12 protein-coding genes are annotated in these 15,655 nt (G+C 70.0%); 5 read left to right on the top strand and 7 right to left on the bottom strand.

Annotated features, from left to right (window positions below; translation table 11 throughout):
- Positions 1-53 precede the first annotated feature (53 nt).
- The 3 genes from AC07N1_RS23940 to AC07N1_RS23950 all read right to left on the bottom strand — a co-directional run bounded on the left by AC07N1_RS23940 (position 54) and on the right by AC07N1_RS23950 (position 3,362).
- On the bottom strand, positions 54-1,031 hold the full coding sequence (locus AC07N1_RS23940) for an alpha/beta hydrolase (RefSeq protein ID WP_494674067.1): 978 nt from the start codon (positions 1,029-1,031) through the stop codon (positions 54-56).
- Between the two features lie 122 nt (positions 1,032-1,153).
- A complete protein-coding gene (locus AC07N1_RS23945) occupies positions 1,154-1,969 on the bottom strand; it encodes a TrmH family RNA methyltransferase (RefSeq protein WP_494674068.1) in 816 nt (271 codons plus the stop codon).
- Between the two features lie 136 nt (positions 1,970-2,105).
- Positions 2,106-3,362, bottom strand: coding sequence for an MFS transporter (locus tag AC07N1_RS23950; RefSeq protein WP_494674069.1), 1,257 nt, complete (start codon positions 3,360-3,362; stop codon positions 2,106-2,108).
- Positions 3,363-3,592: 230 nt separating this feature from the next.
- On the opposite strand from AC07N1_RS23950, the gene AC07N1_RS23955 reads away from it, so the two are divergent.
- Positions 3,593-4,657 (top strand): LacI family DNA-binding transcriptional regulator, encoded by a 1,065-nt coding sequence (locus tag AC07N1_RS23955; protein WP_494674070.1) that lies wholly within the window; start codon positions 3,593-3,595, stop codon positions 4,655-4,657.
- A gap of 100 nt (positions 4,658-4,757) precedes the next feature.
- Here AC07N1_RS23955 and AC07N1_RS23960 read toward each other — a convergent pair whose 3' ends face one another.
- The 4 genes from AC07N1_RS23960 to AC07N1_RS23975 all read right to left on the bottom strand — a co-directional run bounded on the left by AC07N1_RS23960 (position 4,758) and on the right by AC07N1_RS23975 (position 11,773).
- Complete coding sequence (locus AC07N1_RS23960; RefSeq protein ID WP_494674071.1) at positions 4,758-6,797, bottom strand: hybrid sensor histidine kinase/response regulator; 2,040 nt, start codon at positions 6,795-6,797, stop codon at positions 4,758-4,760.
- A complete protein-coding gene (locus AC07N1_RS23965; RefSeq protein WP_494674072.1) occupies positions 6,790-8,292 on the bottom strand; it encodes an ATPase domain-containing protein in 1,503 nt (500 codons plus the stop codon). The genes AC07N1_RS23960 and AC07N1_RS23965 overlap by 8 nt, the downstream gene beginning before the upstream one ends.
- A 316-nt stretch (positions 8,293-8,608) precedes the next feature.
- Positions 8,609-10,153, bottom strand: coding sequence for a globin-coupled sensor protein (locus AC07N1_RS23970; RefSeq protein WP_494674073.1), 1,545 nt, complete (start codon positions 10,151-10,153; stop codon positions 8,609-8,611).
- A gap of 159 nt (positions 10,154-10,312) precedes the next feature.
- A complete protein-coding gene (locus tag AC07N1_RS23975) occupies positions 10,313-11,773 on the bottom strand; it encodes a glucan biosynthesis protein G (protein WP_494674074.1) in 1,461 nt (486 codons plus the stop codon).
- 283 nt (positions 11,774-12,056) lie between these two features.
- On the opposite strand from AC07N1_RS23975, the gene AC07N1_RS23980 reads away from it, so the two are divergent.
- From AC07N1_RS23980 to AC07N1_RS23995, 4 genes are read left to right on the top strand one after another with little or no spacing between them, the layout of a single operon-like run.
- Positions 12,057-13,172: an MlaE family ABC transporter permease gene (locus tag AC07N1_RS23980; RefSeq protein WP_494674075.1), complete on the top strand. Its 1,116-nt coding sequence runs from the start codon at positions 12,057-12,059 to the stop codon at positions 13,170-13,172.
- The gene (locus AC07N1_RS23985) at positions 13,169-13,984 is read left to right on the top strand and encodes an ABC transporter ATP-binding protein (RefSeq protein ID WP_494674076.1); all 816 of its coding nucleotides are present in this window, start codon (positions 13,169-13,171) and stop codon (positions 13,982-13,984) included. Before AC07N1_RS23980 ends, AC07N1_RS23985 begins: the two co-directional genes overlap by 4 nt.
- On the top strand, positions 13,984-14,922 hold the full coding sequence (locus AC07N1_RS23990) for an MlaD family protein (protein ID WP_494674077.1): 939 nt from the start codon (positions 13,984-13,986) through the stop codon (positions 14,920-14,922). The genes AC07N1_RS23985 and AC07N1_RS23990 overlap by 1 nt, the downstream gene beginning before the upstream one ends.
- The gene (locus AC07N1_RS23995) at positions 14,919-15,566 is read left to right on the top strand and encodes an ABC-type transport auxiliary lipoprotein family protein (RefSeq protein WP_494674078.1); all 648 of its coding nucleotides are present in this window, start codon (positions 14,919-14,921) and stop codon (positions 15,564-15,566) included. The genes AC07N1_RS23990 and AC07N1_RS23995 overlap by 4 nt, the downstream gene beginning before the upstream one ends.
- The last annotated feature ends 89 nt before the right edge of the window (positions 15,567-15,655 follow it).

A 15,655-nucleotide genomic window follows, 5' to 3' on the forward strand; every position in this document is an offset into this window, starting at 1 on the left:
GTACGGACCGTCACCACGCGCAGCGCGGTGGCGAGGAGGCGCTGGAGCCTGCCTCAGATCCCCTTCTTCTTCGCGTAGGTCTCGAACAGCCCCGGCCAGGCCGCCACCGGCTTGCCGGCGATCGAGCGCAGGCCGAAACCGTGGCCGCCCTCCTCGAAGACGTGCAGTTCGGCCGGGATCGCCTTGGCCTTCAGGGCCGCGAACATCATCAGGCTGTTCTCGACCGGCACGGCCTTGTCGTCGGCGGCGTGGACCAGGAACACCGGCGGCGTGCGCCCGCCGACCCCGGCCTCGGGCGAATAGGCCTGCACCGTCTCGAACGACGGCGCCGCGCCCAGCAGTTGCTTGCGCGAGCCGGCGTGGGTGAGGCCCGCGGTCATGGTGATCACCGGATAGATCAGGGCCGACAGGTCCGGACGCGCCGACAGGTCGTCGGCCGCGTCGACGCGGTCATAGACCTCGGCCTCGAACCGCGTCGTCAGGCTGGCGGCCACGTGCCCCCCGGCCGAGAAGCCCATGATGGCGATGCGGTTCTGCGCGAACTTCAGGCCCGGCGCCCAGGACCGGACGAGACGCAGGGCCCGCTGGGCGTCCTGCAGCGGCGCGTCCGGCGCCGCGGCCCAGCCGTCGCCCGGCAGGCGGTAGAGCAGCACGAAGCAGGTGTAGCCGCGGTCGGCCAGCCACTGGGCGGTCTCGAAGCCTTCCTTGTCCATGACGACGCGCTCGTAGCCGCCGCCGGGGATCAGGATCACCGCCGCGCCGTTGGGCTTGCGCGGCCGGAACAGGCTGAGCGTCGGCGTGCGGGTGTGGGTCACGGCCCGGTCGCGCGGACCCTTGCCATCGCTGCGCTCGGTCACCGTCTCCTGGGCGGTCACGCCCTGCGAGCCCGGCGGATCGCTGGGCCACAGCGGCCGCACCTCGCTCGGCTCGGGAACGGCCGGCTTGCGGGCCGCGCTGGCCATGCTCGCGGTCGACAGGGCGGCAAGGCCCGTCAGCAGGGCGAAGGCGCTCCGGCGGTTCAGTTGCGGCATGACGTTTCTCCCGAACTCTACTGCAAGCGTGATAGCCGAAAGTGTCAGCGGTTTCGGCGGCCATCACGCGCCAACTTAAGTTTGGCGCGGACCTTAGAGCGCCAGGTAACCGGTGGACAAGATCAGCGGCGCGCACCGCCGCCGAACCTCAGGTGATGCAGCACGATCCCGCTGGTCGTCGCCACGTTCAGCGAGTCGAAGCCATTGGCCATGGGAATGCCGATCCCCTCGGCCCGGGCGATGACATCCGCCGACAGGCCCGGCCCTTCCGTCCCCAGCAGCACGGCCGCGCGGGCCGGCGGGTCCAGCTGCGCCAGCGTCCGCCCCGCCGACGGCGTCAGGGCCAGCGGCGTGAAACCGGCCCCGGCCAGCAGGTCCACGGCGTCCTCGCCCTTGTCGATATAGGCCGCCGGCACGCTCAGCGTCGCCCCCACCGAGACGCGGATGGCCTTGCGATAGAAGGGATCGCAGCAGTCGGCGTCCAGCAGCACCGCGTCGGCCCCGAAGGCGGCGGCGTTGCGGAAGATGCCGCCCAGATTGTCGTGATTGGCGATGCCGAACAGCGCCACCACCACCGCCCGTTCCGGCAGCCGCGCCAGGAGGTCGGCCGCCCGCGTCGCCTGCGGCTTGCGCCCCACGGCCAGCACCCCGCGATGCAGGTGGAAGCCGGCCACGGCGTCGAGCACCGCCTGCTCGACCAGATAGACGGGCGTCTCGGCCTCCAGGCCGTCGAACACGTCGGAAAGCTTGTCGCGGCGCTTGGGGTCGATCAGCAGCGACTCCACCCGCCCCGGCGCATCACGCACGAAGGCCCGCAGCACCGTCTCGCCCTCGGCGATGAACCGCCCTTCCCGGCCCACCAGGTCGCGCTCGCGGATGTCGCGATAGGCGGCCAGACGGGGGTCGGCGGGGTCGGCGATGGTCAGGAACTGCGGCACGGGGGCTCTGGCGGGTCTGTTCGAGGGGCGACGGCCTGCAACTCTCGACCGCCTCCTTCGTCGTCATCCCGGCCGCAGCGAAGCGCCGTAGACCCGGGATGACGATCGAAGAGGACGATCTTGATCGAGTCCAAACCTACCGAACGCCCCGTATCGGAAGGATCGCCAGACCGCCAGCCGCCGCGAGCCCCGCCGCCACCAGGAACAGCGAATGATAGTCCATGCGGCTGGGTCCCAGGAACCACACCGCCAGCACGGGAGCCAGGGCCTGAGGCAGGGTGTTGGCCAGGTTGATGACCCCAAGGTCCTTGCCGGCGTCGGCCTGCGAGGGCAGCACCTGGCTCACCAGGGCGATGTCGACGGCGTAGTAGCAGCCCGCCCCGCAGCCGAAGACCACGAACCCCGTCAGCACCACCGGCCAGCCCGGCACCAGCGAGAAGGTCAGCATCGCGGTGGCCAGGATCATCGCCGCCCCGGCCGCGAACAGCTTCCGCCGCCCCAGCCGGTCGCTCAGCATGCCGAAGATCATCGCGCAGCAGACATTGGCGACCGTCGCCACGGTGGTCAGCAAGGCCAGCCCCTGCTCGGCCCGCTGTCCCGGGAACAGGGTCGTGTAGCGCAGCGCATCCTGCAGGTAGTAGAGCATGTAGCACTGGGTCAGGGTGATCGCGACCAGCACCATGAACCGGCTCACCCAGGCCAGGGCGAAGTCGGGATGCTTGCGCGGATCGACCCACAGCCCCTTGAGAAAGCCGACCAGGCTGAAGCGCTCGGCGTCGTCGGCCGTGATCGGGGTGTCCTTCAGGCGCAGGGCGAAGGGGGCGATGGCCAGGGCCAGCACCACGCCGATCGCCAGGTAGCGCGAGGCCTCCGAGGTCAGCAGCCCGCCGACCAGCACCGCCCCGGCCACGGCGCCGATCGGGTGTCCCAGACTCAGGAACGCCGCCACCCTGCCCTTCTGGGCGTCGGGCACCCGGTCGGGCAGCAGAGCCAGCAAGGCCGCGAACATCATGTTGAAGGCCAGCTGGAAGCCGATGACGCCGAGGATCAGCTCGAAACGGCTGTCGGCCAGCATGATCGCCACGTACGAGGCCAGGGTGCCCACCAGGCCGATCAGCAGCCACGGCCGCCGGCGGCCGAAGCGCGAGGTCGTGCGGTCGCTGATCGCGCCGGCCAGCAGGTTGGCGACGCTGGCGATCAGCGCGCCCCAGAACGCCGTCTGGCTCAGCACCAGCGCCTTCTGGGCCGGATCGAGCGCGGCCGCCTTCAGCGGCAGCAGCACCTGGATCAGCGGCATGAAGCTGACGAAGGCGCCCATCTGGGCGAAGGTGAAGGCGGCGATGAAACTCGGCCGGACCGGTTCGACCGGCCGGCTTGCGCCGCGATGCGACATGACTGCTCCCTGTGACCGACGCGGTCTTGCCGCCGCGTTCGCCTGCCCGGCGACCTTCGCCGCGCCGTTGCGGCCCGGCAAGAGGCGCCGGCGCCCCTGCCTTAGTTTTTTCGCAACGCGTGGGGTCGCGCTCGGCACGACAAATGCTCTAGGCTGGTCAGAACGGTTGAGTCCAAGCGGTCCGACCAAACGACAGTTCAGTCGTGCTTAGCGGGGGAAGCGGCAAACCGATGGCGTCGGTGACCATCTACGACGTGGCGGCGCGCGCCGAGGTTTCGATCAAGACCGTCTCGCGGGTCATGAACAACGAGCCCAACGTGCGTCCGGTCATGCGCGAGCGCGTGCTCGAGGCCGCGCAGGCCCTGGGCTACAGCCCCAACCTCTCGGCCCGCAGCCTGGCCGGCTCCAAGAGCTTCGTCATCGCCGTCTTCGTCGATGCGGCCCTGACCATCGACCACTGGCGCAGCGAGCGCGGCGCCGACTACCTGTCGCGCATTCAGCTGGGCGCCACGCTCCAGTGCCGCGACGCCGGCTACCACCTGCTGGTCGAGCTGATCGACCACGAGGCCCCGCAGATCCGCCAGGAGGTCGGCGCCCTGCTGGCCGCCCTCAAGCCCGACGGCGTGATCCTAACCCCGCCCAGCTCCGACAACGAGATCGTGCTGGAGCTCCTCAACAAGTCCGGCACGCCCTATGTCCGCCTCGGTCCGGAAGAGACCGAGGGCCCCGGCCCGCGCGTGCACATGGACAACTTCGCCGCCGCCCGCGACGTCACCGAGCACCTGGCCGGCCTTGGCCACAAGCGCATCGGCTTCGTGGTCGGCGAGCCGCGCCACGGCGCCAGCCAGGCCCGCCGGGCCGGCTACATGGCCGCCATGGAGGCCCGCGGCCTCTCCGTCGACGCGGCCTGGGTCAAACAGGGCGACTTCACCTTCCAGTCGGGCCACGACGCCGCCAAGGCCCTGCTGGCCCTGCCCGACCGCCCCACCGCCATCTTCGCCTCCAACGACGACATGGCCCTGGGCGTCCTGGCCGCCGCCGCCGAGGCCGGCGTCCTGGTGCCCGGCGAAGTCTCCGTCGCCGGCTTCGACGACAGCCCCAGCGCCCGCTTCTCCCGCCCCCAACTGACCACCGTCCGCCAGCCCGTCGCCGAAATGGCCGAACTGGCCACGCGGCTGCTGATCAAGGGCCAGGTGAAGGGCGGCGCGGCGGGGGCGATGGCCGCGCCGATCGACGAACTGCTGCCGTTCGAGCTGATCCACCGGGCGTCCACGGCCCCGCCGCCGGTGGGGTGACGGGGGCGGAAGGTCCGGAATGCGCCAGTATGCGCGACAGACCCAACTGTCGCGCCCAGCCGCATAAGGAGGAGATCCATGCGAGCTGGTTCAGCTTCTCCTAACCTACGGCGACAGCGCGCTCGCCCAGCGCCTTCCGAACAGCCACCGCTAGATCGCTGACCTTGAACGGCTTGCGCAGCACCGCTTCGGAATTGACCAGCTCGCGGATGGCGCCGGCGTCGGCGTAGCCGGTGATCAGCAACATGCCCAGGGCGGGAATGACCTGCCGCGCGCGCTTGGCGACCTGGGCGCCGTCCATGCCCGGCATGGCGAAGTCGACGACCATCAGGTCGGGCCGATCCTCGACCAGGCGCGCCAGACCCTCTTGCCCACCCGACGCCTCGGTGACGCGATAGCCCAGCGAGCGCAGGCACTGGACTAGGAACCGACGGACGCTGGGGTCGTCGTCGATCACCAGGACGCGCTCGCCTTCGCTGAGCGGGGTCTCGTTCGGCGGGAGGTCGCTGGGACGGATGCGATCGCCGGCCTCGGTGATCGGCAGCCAGATCTCGATCGTGGTCCCCACGCCGACCGTGCTGTCGATCCGCACCGTGCCGCCCGACTGGGTGGCGATGCCATAGACCTGGCTAAGGCCCAGCCCCGTCCCCTTGCCCACGCTCTTGGTCGTGAAGAAAGGATCGAACACCTTCTGCAGCAGCTCCTTGGGAATGCCGTGACCGGTGTCGCTGACCGCGATCACGACGTGGTCGCCGGGCTGCAGGCCCTCGTGCCACTCGTCGGAGATCCGGCTGGAGATCGTCACGGCGCCGCCTTCGCCCATGGCGTCGCGGGCGTTGATGGCCAGGTTCAGCACCGCCAGCTCCAGCTGGTTGGCGTCGGCCCTGGCCCGCGCCGCGCCCGCGGCCAGCGCTGTGCGGACCTCGACGGTGTGGCCCAGGGTCCGGGTCAGCAGGTCGTCCATGCCGGCGATCAGCGCGTCGACCTCCACCGGCTGCAGGTCCAGTTGCTGGCTGCGCGAGAAGGCCAGGAGCTGCGCGGTCAGCTTGGTGGCGCGCTCGACGCCTTCGCGGGCGTTGGCGGCCATGCGCATGATCCGCTCGTCGTCGCTGCGCCGCTCGATCATGTCGATATTGCCGACGATGGCGGTCAGCAGGTTGTTGAAATCGTGGGCGATACCGCCGGTCAGCTGGCCGATGGCGTCCATCTTCTGGGCCTGGACCAGAGCGGCCTGGGCCTGCTCGCGCTCGCTGATCTCGGCCAGCAGGCGTTCGTTGGCGCGCTGGAGCTCACGGACGCTGTCGGCGATGCGCTGTTCCAGCGTCTCGTTCAAAAGCCGCAACTCCGCCTCGGCGGTCTTGCGGGCTGTGATGTCAAGGCTGATCCCCGACATTCGCCGCGGCTCGCCGGGCTGGATCCGGTTGAGCCGCCCGCGCACCTGCACCCAGTGCAGCGAGCCGTCCGGCCAGAAGATTCGGTACTCGACGTCGTAGTCCTCGGCGCGGGCGATCGAGGCGTCCAGCGCGGTCGTGCGCAGGGTCACGTCCTCGGGATGGACGGCCGCTTCGATACCGGCAAGCGTCAGGGGCTGGTCCGGGGCGCGGCCGAAATGGGCGCGCGTGGCCGTCGAGGTGGTCAGGGCTCCGCTGTCGAGGTCCAGATCCCACGCGCCCAGCTTGCCCGCCTCCAGGGCGAAGCGCAGCTGCTCCTCGGCCTTGGTCTGGGCGAGCAGGTGATCGCGGGCGACGTACTGCCGATGACGGGCGCGGATCGCCGAGTGGGCCGCGCTGATCAGCGTCTCGGCGTTGATCGGCCGCTCCAGCATCACGATGTTGCCGATCGCCCGCAGGCGTTCGGCGTCGACCTGGGTCCGCTTGCCGGGCTGCTTGGTGACCAGCACGATGAACGGGAAGTCCGACCAGGTCGGCTGATGGGCCAGCCAGTCGGTCAGGGCGTCGGTGGCCCCCTGGGCCAGCGCTTCTTCCGTCAGGATCGCCGCGCCGGCCTCGTCGCCCAGCGCCTGGGTCAGCGCGGCCAGGTCCCCGCAGACCTGCGAGGCGTGGCCGACATGGCCCAGGGTTTCGGCGATGACCGCAGCGTCGCGCCCTCGCGGCGCCAGGATGAGGATCGGCTTAGGCATCCGCCGGCCGATTGTTCTCCTCGCCCAGCATCTCGATCTTGCCCTGGTAGGACGGCAAGCCGGACATTACGCCCTGGAAGTCGGTCAGCGCCTGGCCGACCTCGATGCCGTGCCCGGTCAGGCGGATCTCGCGGATGGTCTTCTCGTGCGCGGCCGTGCGGCTCTTGACCGCCGAGACGGCCGTCAGCACCGAGCCGGCGGCCTCGAAGAAGCGGAACAGCAGGATGCCATCGCTGAGGTAGCTGAGGTCGATGTCGCTGCGGACCTCGCCGATGAAGCCGTGCTGGCCCAGGATCAGCAGCGTCACCACGCCCTGCTGGTTGAGATAGGTCAGCAGCTCGTGCATCTGCAGCAGGAGGAACTTCTGTCCTGGCATGGCCTGGAGATAGGCGTTGAGGCTGTCGATCACGACGGTCCGCGCGCCCAGGCGCTCCACCGCGTCGCGGACGTGGAAGGCGAACTCGCCTGGCGACAGCTCGGCCGGATCGATGGCGCGCACGACCAGTCGGCCGTTGTCGATATGGGGCTGCAGGTCCATGCCCAGCGCTTTCGAGCGCGTAAGCAGGGTCGTCAGGCCTTCGTCGAACAGATAGTAGGCGACCCTCTCGCCGCGCTCGAGCGCGGTCAGGGCGCAGCGCACCGAGGTGGTGGTCTTGCCCACGCCCGAGGGGCCGCTGATCAGGGTGTTGGTGCCGCGCGTCAGACCGCCGCCCATCAGCGCGTCAATGCCTGGCGCGCCGGTCGACACCGTCTCCTGGGCGAAGGTCGCCGGATGGTCGGCCGCCACCAGGCGCTCGAACACCTGGATGCCGCCGGTGTCGAGCGAGAAGTCGTGGAAGCCGCCGCGGAACTTGATGCCCCGCATCTTGACCACTTCCAGCTGGCGGCGCTGGGCGCCGTATTCCTGGGTCATCCGTCGCAGGCTGATCACCCCGTGGGCGATGCTGTGCAGTTGAAGATCACCGTCCTCGGCGGTCTGGTCGTCGAGCAGCAGGACCGTGCACCGGCGCGTGGCGAAGAAGTGCTTCAGCGCCAGGATCTGGCGGCGGTGGCGCAGCGGGTTCTGGGCCAGCAGCCGCATCTCCGAAAGGCTGTCGAACACCACGCGGAGCGGCTTGGTCTCCTCGACCTGCTTCATCACCCCGCGCGTGGTCTCGCCCAGCTCGACGTCGGACGGGTGCAGCACCGACTGCTCGCTGTCGGGGTCCAGGCCCTCTTCGCTGACCAGTTCGAACAGGTCGATGCCGTCCAGCGACCAGCCGTGGCTGGCGGCGGCGGCCTTAAGCTCCGGTTCGGTCTCCGACAGGGTGATGTAGAGCCCGCTCTCGCCCAGCTCGCGGCCCTTGAGCAGGAATTGCAGCGCCAGGGTGGTCTTGCCCGAGCCCGGCGTGCCCTCGACCAGATAGATGCGATCGCGCGTCAGGCCGCCACCCAGGATGTCGTCGAGCCCCGGCACTCCGGTGCTGACACGGCTCTCGACCTTGGCTTCAGACATGCTCGCTCCGCAGACGACGCGCCGCCCCCCTTAGCGGCGCACAGCGGTTCAACGCCGAAACCAAGGCTAAGTTCAGCGCAAGGCCCCGAAGCGGGTTGGACGAGCAGCCTGTAAATGATGGCGCCTACCTGGTCCTGCCAGAGACCGGCGACCCGGAAGTACCGGGCGCCAATCCATCATCGCCTGAAGCTATGCGTTGTGGCTGCTTTTGGGGGAGATCGGCTGCGCGCCAGGAACGGTCACTTAAGCGGAACGAAAAAGGGCGCAGCCTCGACGGCCGCGCCCCTCTCAAAACCTCAAACGGCTGGAACCGCCCTCACCGCCCCGGTCGGGCGAACGCGGCGACCTTGGCGCGGGCCGCGTGCACCGGGTGTTCCGGCTCGGCGTAGCGCTGCGTCGGCGCGGCGTGCGTCCCGATCCTGAACCCGCCGACGTGGTTGGCGAGGTCCGCAGCCTCCGCCCGCAGGGCGCGGGTGGCGTCGGTGGAGCGTTGGGCCATGGCGGTGTTGCGCTGGGTGACCTGGTCGAGCTGGCCGACGGCGCTGTTGACCTCGTTCAGGGCCGTGGCCTGTTCGTTGGCCGAGGCGGCGATCTCGTTGACCAGGCTGTCGATGGCGCCGACCTTGTCGACGATGCCGCGAAGGGCGTCGCCCGTCTGGCGGACCAGCTCGACGCCCTCGCCGACCTGGCGGCTGGAGTCGGAGATCAGGCTCTTGATCTCCTTGGCGGCGTCGGCCGAGCGCTGGGCGAGCGCGCGGACTTCCTGGGCCACGACCGCGAAGCCCTTGCCCGCGTCGCCGGCCCGGGCGGCTTCGACGCCGGCGTTGAGGGCCAGCAGGTTGGTCTGGAAGGCGATCTCGTCGATGACGCCCAGGATGTGATTGACCTGGTTGGACGAGCTTTCGATCTGGCTCATGGCCTCGGCGGCGCGGGTGACCACGGCGCCCGAGCGCTGGGCCTCGGTGGCGGCCTCGCCGACGCGCGTGGAGACCTCGCGGGCGCTCTGGGCGGTCTTGGCGACGGTCGAGGTCAGCTGTTCGACGGCGGCGGCGGTCTGTTCCAGGGTGGCGGCCTGCTGCTCGCTGCGCAGGGCCAGGTCGTCGGCGGCCGAGGCGATCTCGTCGGCGCCCGAGCGGATGCCGCGGGTGGCGCGGTCGACCGCGCCCATGGCTTCGGCGAGGGCGGCGGCGGCCTGGTCGAAGTCGGACTTCAGGCTGACGAACTCGGGCGACAGGGCGCCGTCGACGCGGGCCGACAGGTCGCCGGCCGCCAGGCGCGACAGGGCGTCGCCCACCGCGCGCACGGCGTCGGCCTGGCGCTGCTCGGCCGAGGCGCGCTCGGCCTCCAGCTGGTCGCGCTCGTCCTGCAGCAGCTCCAGATAGGTCGAGATCGCCAGGTCCATGTCGAGCATGACGGCCTTGTTCAGGGCCACCAGGCCGTCGGCCAGCTCGGCGTCGTTCCTGGCGCTGGCGAACAGGCCCTTGGCGCGCTTTTCGACCATGGCGCGGATCAGCTTCTCGGCCACCAGGGCGTAGCCGCCGATGTACCAGCGCGGCTCCAGGCCGATGACGGCGTGGGCCTTGCCGATGCGGGCGACGTCCTGCTGGTAGTCGGCGCCGTATTCGGCGGTGGCCAGGCGGCGCCAGTGCGAGGACTGGCGGGTCTGGGCGCTGCCGATGTGCGCCTCGTTGGAGAACATCTTGCGGGTCTCGGGGAAGGCCCGGACCTGGCTGTAGAAGGCGTCGAGCGCCCCGTTGATCTCGGCGTCGATCAGCGGCTTGGCCGCGCGCAGGGCGGCGCGGTCCTTGTGGTCGAACCGCATGAAGCTCATGCGCTGGTCGAGCTGGTTCTGCGCGCTCATGCCGTCACCCCGAGTCACTGAAAATCCTAGTCAGGAGAGCCGTGACGGCAATTCATTAACCAAGATTGAAACCCGGGCGGCCCGGCCGCAAATGACCGCCTGTCGAGCCGTTAAAGCTTTCGCGGGGTGTGGCGGAAGGTCGCTTTTCCGGGCCGGCGGTCAACCCATCCAGAGGTAGCGCCAGGTCTCCGAGATCGGGGTGTCGCCGCGCACCAGCCGCAGGCTGAGCTCGGCCTGGCTGGCCGTGGGCTTCAGGCCGAAGGCGGCCCGCACCGTGGCCTCGCGCGGATAGGGGGTGATGTTGCTCCAGGTCGTCTGGCCGCCCTTGGCCTCGATCTGCAGGCTCACCCCGTCCAGCCCGTCGGCCAGCATCGGGCCGGAGAGGTCGATGGTGAACATCCTGAGGCCCGCCTGGGCGTCGGCGCCGGTGCGGGTGCGCACCACCCTCGCCTCGCCGTCGCCCCGCCGCTCGCCGCCCCAGTGCAGGCGGTAGGAGAGATCCACGCGCGAACCGGCCTCCCACGGGGCGTCCGGCCGCCAGAAGACGGCGATGTTGTCGTCGCTCTCCTTGCGGGTGGCGAGCTCCGCCAGCACCACCGCGCCCTTGCCCCAGGCGCCCAGGGGTTCGACCCACAGGCTGGGACGCAGGTCGTAGCGGGCCTCGAGATCCCCGTAGTCTTCCAACCGCCGGGCGCGCTGCACCAGGCCGAAACCCTTGGGGTTCTCGTCCTGGAAATACGACAGGCGGTGGGCGGTCGGGTTGGTCAGCGGCCGCCAGATCTGCTCGCCGGTCCCGGTCAGCATGGCCAGGCCGTCGCTGTCGTGCACCGCCGTGCGGAAGTCGTCGCCGCGCGGTCCGTCCGACACGTTGAACAGGAACATGCTGCTCTGGGCGGCCACGCCCATCCTGGTCATCCGCACGCGCGGGAAGATCGTGGCGGTCACGTCGAACACCACCGACTGCCCCGGTCGGATCAGGAAGCTGTAGGCGCCCGTGCAGCTGGGGCTGTCCATCAGGGCGTGGACGGTGACGGTCTCGGCGTCGCCCTCCGGACGCTCCAGCCAGAAGCGCTCGAAGCTGGGGAACTCCTCGTTGGGCTCGCCGGCGCCGATGGCCAGGCCCCGCGACGACAGGCCGTAGAACTGGTCGCGGCCCAGGCTGCGGAAATAGCTCGCGCCCTGGAAGACGGCGATCTCGTCCAGCTTGTCGGCCCGGTTCAGCGGCCACAGCAGGCGCAGGCCCGAAAAGCCGCCGATCGCCTTGGCCGCGCCGGCGTGCTCGCCCGGCACGTCGAACATCTCCGGATCGAACGGCACCGGCCGGGCGATCCCGTCCTCGACCTCATGGATCGGGAAGACGCGCGGATAGAGATAGGCCGGCGGGAAGAACTCGGCCCGGAACGGCGGCTGGCGATCGGCCCACAGGGCGTGCTCGGCCCGGAAGCGGATGCGGAAATAGTCGTCGTAGGACAGGCCCGCCAAGCCCTTGCTCCCGCCCGTGGCCGGGGCGCGGTAGGGCTTCCTGGCCAGGTCCTGGGCCATGTCGCGCAGGATGTCCGGCGAGAACGGCTCGCCGGCCGAACCCGTGTCGGTTTGCGCTGCGGCAAGGCGGGGGAGCATGGCGACCAGAGCTCCGAGAGACAGCGCGCCGAGCGCGCCGCGACGGCTAAACGTACCGAATTCCATGCGGCCCCTTCTATGCCGCGCGCCGCTTCGGCGCTACGAACCGTACGGTGAATTAACGCGGTTTGACGGCGCCATTGCGGCGGCGCCGCATAAAGCTGCAAGACCGATCATCCGGGCCGCGCCACGATTACGACGCAACAAGCTGCGCCTTGACGCGTTTGAGCCGGCGGCGCAGTCCCTGTTAGGCTGAGTCAGCAACGAGGGATCAGCGCGTTAGATGGGCGTACCGGCGGATTTCACCCTGGAAGACAAGGACGACGGCAAGTCGGTCGTCCTGTCCGGGGACTGGACGGCGCGCGGCATGGCCGACGCGGGCCTGCGCCTTGCCGAGGCGATGAAGGGGTCGGACAAGTTCGACCTCGACCTGACGGGCATGAACCGCTGCGACACGGCCGGGGCCTACGCCATAATCCGCGCCGCCGACGGCCGCCTTGCCGCCGGCGACATCAAGGCCCGCAAGCAGACCCTGCGCCTGCTGGAACTGGTCGGCGACGCCATCCAGGTCGAGTGCCCGCCCGACAACCGCCTGCACGGCTTCGTCGCCCTGCTCGACCGCATCGGCCGCGGCCTGTTCGACCTGCTGCACGACGGCTACGGCACGCTCGTCTTCCTGGGCCACCTGCTGACCGCCCTGGGCCGTTGCGTCGTCAATCCGCGCAAGATCCGCTGGGCCCCGATCGTGGCCCTGTCCGAGCGCGCGGGCCTCGACGCCATGCCGATCGTGGCCACCACCACCTTCTTCATCGGCGCGGTCGTGGCCCTGCTGGGCGCCAACCTGCTGACCGACTTCGGCGCCCAGGTGTTCAGCGTCGAGCTGATCGGCGTGTCGGTGCTGCGCGAGTTCAACATCCTGATCACCGCCATCCTCCTGGCCGGCCGCTCGGCCTCCAGCTTCGCGGCCGAGATCGGCTCGATGAAGATGAACCAGGAGATCGACGCCATGCAGGTGATCGGCGTCGATCCGTACGAGGCCCTGGTCCTGCCCCGCTTCGCGGCCCTGCTGCTGACCATCCCGCTGCTGACCTTCGTGGCCACGCTGGCGGGCCTCGCCGGCGGCATGGTCGTGGTCTGGGTGGTGCTGGACCTCTCGCCCAGCTTCTTCCTGCAGCGGATGACCGACTATGTCGGCGCCACCCACTTCTGGATCGGCATGTCGAAGGCCCCGGTGATGGCCATGGTCATCGCCGCCATCGGCTGCCGCCAGGGCATGGAGGTCGGCAACGACGTCGAGTCGCTGGGCCGCCGGGTCACCGCCGCCGTGGTCCACGCCATCTTCGCCATCATCCTGATCGATGCGGTCTTCGCCCTGCTCTACATGGAGCTCGACATATGACCGCCGCCCCTTCCGCCGCGGCCAAGCCAGAGGAGGCCGCGCCGCCGATCCAGGTCGACGGCCTGGTCTCGTGCTTCGGCGACAACGTCGTGCACGACAACCTCGACCTCACGGTCAAGCGCGGCGAGGTGCTGGGCGTGGTCGGCGGCTCGGGCACCGGCAAGTCGGTGCTGCTCAACAGCATCATCGGCCTGAAGGTCCCCGACGGCGGCGTCATCCGCCTGTTCGGAGAGGACATGCAGGAGGCCTCGCGCCGCAAGTGGACGGCGCTGGAGCGCCGTTGGGGCGTCCTCTTCCAGCAGGGGGCGCTGTTCTCGAACCTGACCGTGCGCGAGAACGTCGCCGCCCCGCTGTTCGAGCATACCCGCCTGCCCAAGAGCGAGATTCTCGAGCTGGCCGACCTGAAGATCGCCCTGACCGGCCTGCCGCCCCGCGCCGGCTCGCTGAAGCCGGCCGAGTTGTCGGGCGGCATGCGCAAGCGAGCGGGCCTCGCCCGGGCCCTCGCGCTCGATCCCGAACTGCTGTTCCTCGACGAGCCGACCGCCGGCCTCGACCCGATCGGCGCCGCGGCCTTCGACGAGCTGATCAAGGACCTGTCCGACAGCCTCGACCTGACCGTCTTCATGATCACCCACGACCTCGACAGCCTCTACGCCATCACCGACCGCGTCGCCGTCCTGGCCGACAAGCAGGTGATCGCCCAGGCCCCCGTCGAGGAGCTGGAACACTCCGACCACCCCTGGATTCAGGAATACTTCCTCGGCCCGCGCGGACGCGCGGCCGGGAAAGGCGCTACGGCGAGGAGCCGCTGATGGAAAGAAACGCCAACTACGCCCTCGTCGGCGCGGCCTGCCTGATCCTGTTCATGGGTCTGGTGGTGTTCGTGGTCTGGCTGGCCAAGCTGCAGTTCAACAAGGACTACGACCTCTACGACGTGCTGTTCGTCGGCGCGGTGCGCGGCCTGTCGGAAGGCGGCGAGGTGCACTTCAACGGCATCAAGGTCGGCGAGGTCACCAAGATCGAACTCGACAAGGCCGATCCCAACCGCGTCATCGCCCACACCCGCCTGACCTCCGACGTGCCGGTGCGCGTCGACAGCTACGCCACGCTGGAGCCCCAGGGCATCACCGGCGTCAACTACATCCAGCTGACCGCCGGCACCTCGACCAAGCCGCTGCTGAAGGAAACGGTGAAGAAGGGCGACATCCCGATCATCCGCAGCCAGCGCAGCGCCCTCTCCGACCTGCTGGAAGGCGGCGGCACGGTGCTGACCCGCACCATCGAGGCGCTGGACCGCGTCAACCGCGTGCTGTCCGACCGCAACATCAAGACCTTCAGCGCCAGCCTGTCCGACGTCCAGTCGGTCACCGCCGAACTGCGCGAGCGCAAGGAGATCATCGCCGACGCCCAGAAGGCGCTGCAGAGCATCGACACGACGGCCCAGGAGATCGCCAACCTGTCGCGCTCGACCCAAGGCGTGGTCGACGGCGACGGCCGCAAGGCGATCAAGGACCTCGGCGAGGCCGCCGACGAGATCAAGGCCGCCGCCAAGGACGTGCGCGGCATGGTCGGCCGCCTGGAAGGCCCGACCAGCGACTTCGCCTCCACCGGCCTGCCGCAGCTGTCCTCGGCCATCGTCACCCTGCAGTCGGCCGCCGAGTCGCTCGACCGCCTGGTCGGCGAGGTGGAGCAGAACCCGCGCGGCCTGGTGGGCAAGGCCCCGGCCAAGGAAGTGGAGATCAAGCCGTGACCGCATTCCGGATCAAGACCCTGGTCGCCGGCGCGGCGGCCCTCGGCCTGGCGCTCAGCCTCTCGGCCTGCATCAGCGTGTTCCCCAAGGCCAAGCCCTCGGGCATGTACCGCTTCGGAACCACGGCCCCGGCGGCGGCCAAGGGCCCGCCCGGCGCGATGTTCGGCGTGCTCAAGGCCCCCACGGTCTTCACCCGCCCCTCGGCCGGCGACCGTATCCTGACCACCAGCCCCGGCGGCGAGGCGGCCTATGTCGCCGACGCCCGCTGGATCGCCCCGGCCAGCGTGCAGTTCGACGAGGCCCTCGCCCGCGCCTTCGACGCCGATCCCGGCCGCGCCCGCCTGATCGGCCGCGGCGAGGTCGCCAAGGCCCAGATGGTGGTCCGGCTCGAGGTCCGCACCTTCGAGGCCGCCTATGTGAACGGCCCCAAGGCGCCGCCCGAAATCATCGTCCAGGTGCGCGGCGTCATCAACCGCAGCGGCGATCGCGCCCTGGTCGGCGACCAGGTCTTCGAAGCCAAGGTGAAAGCCGCCGACAACCGCGTCGGCCCCATCGTCGCCGCCTTCGACCAGGCCAACGCGAAAGTCATCGGCGACATCGTCGGCTGGATCAACGCGGCGGGGGCTGGACTGCCGAGCGAATAACGATCCTCCCCCTCTGGGGGAGGTGGCCCGAAGGGCCGGAGGGGGGCCGTTTTCAGCTTCCAAAGCGCCGGCCTCCCCCCTCCCCCGGG

It is taken from the genome of Caulobacter sp. GW821-FHT09B11, from assembly GCF_059418205.1.